Source organism: Actinomadura sp. NPDC048032, assembly GCF_040653175.1.
Lineage (GTDB): Bacteria > Actinomycetota > Actinomycetes > Streptosporangiales > Streptosporangiaceae > Spirillospora > Spirillospora verrucosospora.
The window spans coordinates 1-3,864 of record NZ_JBEZJP010000587.1; the positions used below are offsets into that span (position 1 = coordinate 1).

The window sequence follows — 3,864 nt, forward strand, 5'->3', positions numbered from 1 at the left end:
CGCGGCGCGTCCAGTACCAGCCGGCGGGGAGATGCTCGGCTCGGCCGCCGACGCCGAGGACGTCCTGCAGGAGACCTGGCTCCGCTGGGTGGACGTCGACACGGCCACCGTGCGGGAGCAGCGCGCCTACCTGGTGCGGATCGTCACCCGGCAGGCGCTGGACCGCCTGCGCGCGCTCGGCCGGCGCAAGGAGTCCTACGTCGGTCCGTGGCTGCCCGAGCCGCTGCTGACCACGCCCGACGTGGCCGAGGACGTCGAACTCGCCGAGAGCGTCTCGATGGCGATGCTGCTGGTGCTGGAGACCCTCGCGCCGACCGAGCGGGCGGTGTTCGTGCTGCGCGAGGTGTTCGGCCTCGGCTACGACGAGATCGCCGACGCCGTCGGCAAGAGCCCCGCCGCGGTCCGCCAGCTCGCCTACCGGGCGCGGGCGCACGTGGCCGCGCGCTGGCCGCGCGGCGTCGCCTCCCCGGCCGAGACCCGAGCGGCGCTCCTGGCCTTCCAGCGAGCGGTCGAGACCGGCGACCTGCAGAACCTGCTCGACATCCTCGCACCGGACGTCGTCGCCCTGAGCGACGGCGGCGGAGTGAGGCACGCCCTGCCGCGGCCCGTCTCGGGCGCGGAGAACGTGGCCCGCCTGCTGGCCGCGGGCTGGTGGAAGCGCGACGCCGAGAGGTCGGTCGAGCTGGTGCAGGTCAACGGCGGCCCGGGGCTGCTCGTCCGAGTCGACGGCGAGGTCGACGGCGTGTTGGCGGTGCGGGTCGAGGGCGGCTGCGTCACCGGCGCGTACCACGTGCGCAACCCGGAGAAACTGTCGCACGTGGACCACGAGACCGCCCTGAGCCGCTGAGGCCGGAACGTCCACGGCCCACCGTCCCGAGATCGCGGAGTGGGCCTAGCACTACCCCCATTGGCGTCCTGCCCCTACGGACCGAGGGCCCCCTCCGGCCCGAGCATGGGTGTCATCGGCCCCCGGGAAGCGCCCGGCTCCGGCCGCACGAAGGGGAGATGGACACATGAGCGGGTCCAGGACTCGAACCACGGCGCTGTGCGCCGCGCTCGCCCTCGCCGGGACGCTCGCCCCGGCGATGCCGGCCCACGCCTTCGCCGGGCACCGGCCCGCCGCCCAGAGGATCCGGTCCTCCGGGACCACGGAGCTGACCTCCGGCTGGGCGATCCGATCGTCCGCCGACACGGACGACACCGGCGCCGAGATCTCCATGCCGGACTATGCGACCAAGGGGTGGCTGCCGCTGTCCCGGCCCCAGACGCTGATGGCGGGCCTGCTGGAGAACGGCCGGTACCCGAACATCTTCCACGACGACACCATGGCGAAGGTCCCGACCAAGCAGTTCGACGTGAACTGGTGGTACCGCGACCAGCTCACCGTCCACCCCCGGAAGGGCGGCCGCACCTTCCTGGTGATGAACGGCGTCTCCGGAAAGGCCGACCTCTGGATCAACGGCAAGAAGATCGCCGGCGGCGCGCAGCTGCGGGGCTCCTACGCCCGGCTGGAGTACGACATCACGCCCTACGTCCGGGACGGGGCGAACGCCATCGCGCTCGACGTCTCCCGCAACGACGCCGACATCACCAAGTTCGACACGCCCATGCGGTACCTGACCCAGAACCAGGTCGACTGGAACCCGATGGCGCCCGACCAGAACACGGGGCTCCAGTACGCGCCGCAGATCGTCCAGGAGGGCCCGGTCTCGGTCCGCAACCTGCACGTCCTGCAGGACAACGCCCGCGACCTGTCCACCGCCGACCTGACCGTCAAGGCCGACGTGCGCAACAACACCGTGTCGGCGCAGCGGGTGGTCGTGTCCGGCGCGGTGACGCGCGGCTCCGCCCGCATCGCCTGCAAGACCACGGTCACGGTGCCCGCGCACGCGACCCGCACCGTCGCGATCGGCAAGGCGGACTGCCCCGGCCTGCACCTGGTGCGCCCGGCCGTTTGGTGGCCATACCAGATGGGCGCCCAGCCGATGTACCACCTCGCGCTGAACGCGTCCGTGGGCGGAACGGTGTCCGGCGCCGCCGCCGAGGACTTCGGCATCCGGACGGTGACGTCCCGGCTCACCAAGCCCGTCCCCGGCAAGACCCACGGCAAGGACGGCTACCGGCAGTTCATCGTCAACGGCAAGCCGCTGGTCATCCGCGGCGCCGGATGGTCGCCGGACCTCTTCCTGCGCTACTCCCCGTCCAACGTCTCCGACCAGATCTCCTACATCCGGAACATGGGCCTGAACGCGGTCCGGTTCGAGGGCAACTTCCCGCCCGACGACATGTTCGCCCAGCTCGACAAGGCCGGCGTCCTCGCGATGCCGGGCTGGCAGTGCTGCGCCCTCTGGGAGGGCAAGTCGTCGACCTGGTCGGACGACGTCAAGGCCAACGCGTCCAACCAGGCGGGCACGATGGCGGAGCGGCTCCGCGACCACCCGAGCGTCTTCACCTTCTTCCAGGGCAGCGACGACGCGCCCGACCCGGAGAAGGAGGCCCTCTACCTGAAGGCGTTCGAGCGGGCCGACTTCCGGCTCCCGCAGGTCGCCGCGGCGGAGTACAAGGCGTCGCCCAAGCTCGGCCCCGCCGGAACCAAGGAGGGCGGCTACAACTACTTCCCGCCCAACGCCCTGTGGAACAACAGGCGGGAGACCGTCAACACCGACGACCCGACGCTCAGCATGACCGGCAGCGCCTGGGGGTTCGACACGGAGGTCAGCACCGGGAACACCATCCCGACGCAGGACTCGCTGAACCGCTTCCTCCCCCCGGACGAGCAGAAGAAGATCTGGGACCCGGCGACCGCGCAGGGCCAGACCGCCGGCCAGGACATGTACCACACGTTCTTCTACTCCGACTACACGCGCCTGTCCCGGATGGGCGTCTACAACACCCCGCTGTGGCACCGGTACGGCCCCTGGAAGGACGCCGCCTCCTACCAGAAGACCGTCCAGCTCGGTCAGTACGAGGTCACCCGCGCGCAGTTCGAGTCGTACGTCGGCAACTCCACCGACAAGGCGAACCCGAGCACCGGGATCATCTACTGGATGCTGAACAAGGCGTGGCCGTCGCTCCAGTGGAGCATGTACGGCACCGACTTCGACCAGCCGGGCGTCTACTTCGGAGCGAAGAAGGCCAACGAGCCCCTTCACGTCATGTACTCCTACGACGACGGCTCCGTCAAGGTCGCCAACCTGACCGGCGCCCGGCAGGACGGCCTGCGCGCCACCGCCCAGATCATCGACCTCGACGGTAAGGTCCGCGCCACCGCCACCGCGCCCGTCGGGGCGCTGGGCAGCCAGGACGTCCGGACGGTGCTGCGCCCGAAGGTCCCGGCCGGGATCTCCACGACCTACTTCGAGAAGCTCACCCTCACCCGCGGCTCCGAGGTCGTCAGCCGCAACGTGTACTGGCTGTCGACGAAGGCCGACAAGGTCGACTGGCCGAAGACGCACGCGCCCGGCCAGTACACCCCGTCCAACGGGTTCGCGGTCTTCCAGAAGGACGGCTACGCCGACCTGACCGGCCTGCGTTCGCTCGGGTCCGCCGACATCAAGGTCGAGGCCGCCACCCACCGCGAGGGCCGCGAGATGGTGACGAGCGTGACCGTCCGCAACGTCGGCCACGGCGGCACCCCCGCCCTGTTCACCCGGGCCGACCTGTTCGCGGGCGGCAAGCAGGTGCTGCCGATCCGCTGGAGCGACAACGACGTCACGCTCTGGCCCGGCGAGGAGCAGACCATCACCGCCCGTTACGCCGCCACGTCCGCCAAGCCCGACGTCCGCGTCAACGGCTTCAACGTCCCCACTCAGACCCGCCACGCCGGCTGACCGGCAGAACGAAGGCCGGACGGGGCCCCCGCCC

Annotated in this window: 2 protein-coding genes; both read left to right on the plus strand. The window is 71.0% G+C overall.

The annotated features are described in order from the left end of the window. Positions 1-847, plus strand: an 847-nt coding sequence (locus AB0C69_RS39420) for an RNA polymerase sigma-70 factor (RefSeq protein WP_360361339.1), incomplete at its 5' end; no start/stop codon positions are given. A gap of 166 nt (positions 848-1,013) precedes the next feature. Continuing rightward, positions 1,014-3,830 carry a sugar-binding domain-containing protein gene (locus tag AB0C69_RS39425; RefSeq protein WP_360361342.1) on the plus strand — a complete coding sequence of 939 codons (2,817 nt, stop codon included), beginning with the start codon at positions 1,014-1,016 and terminating at the stop codon, positions 3,828-3,830. The last annotated feature ends 34 nt before the right edge of the window (positions 3,831-3,864 follow it).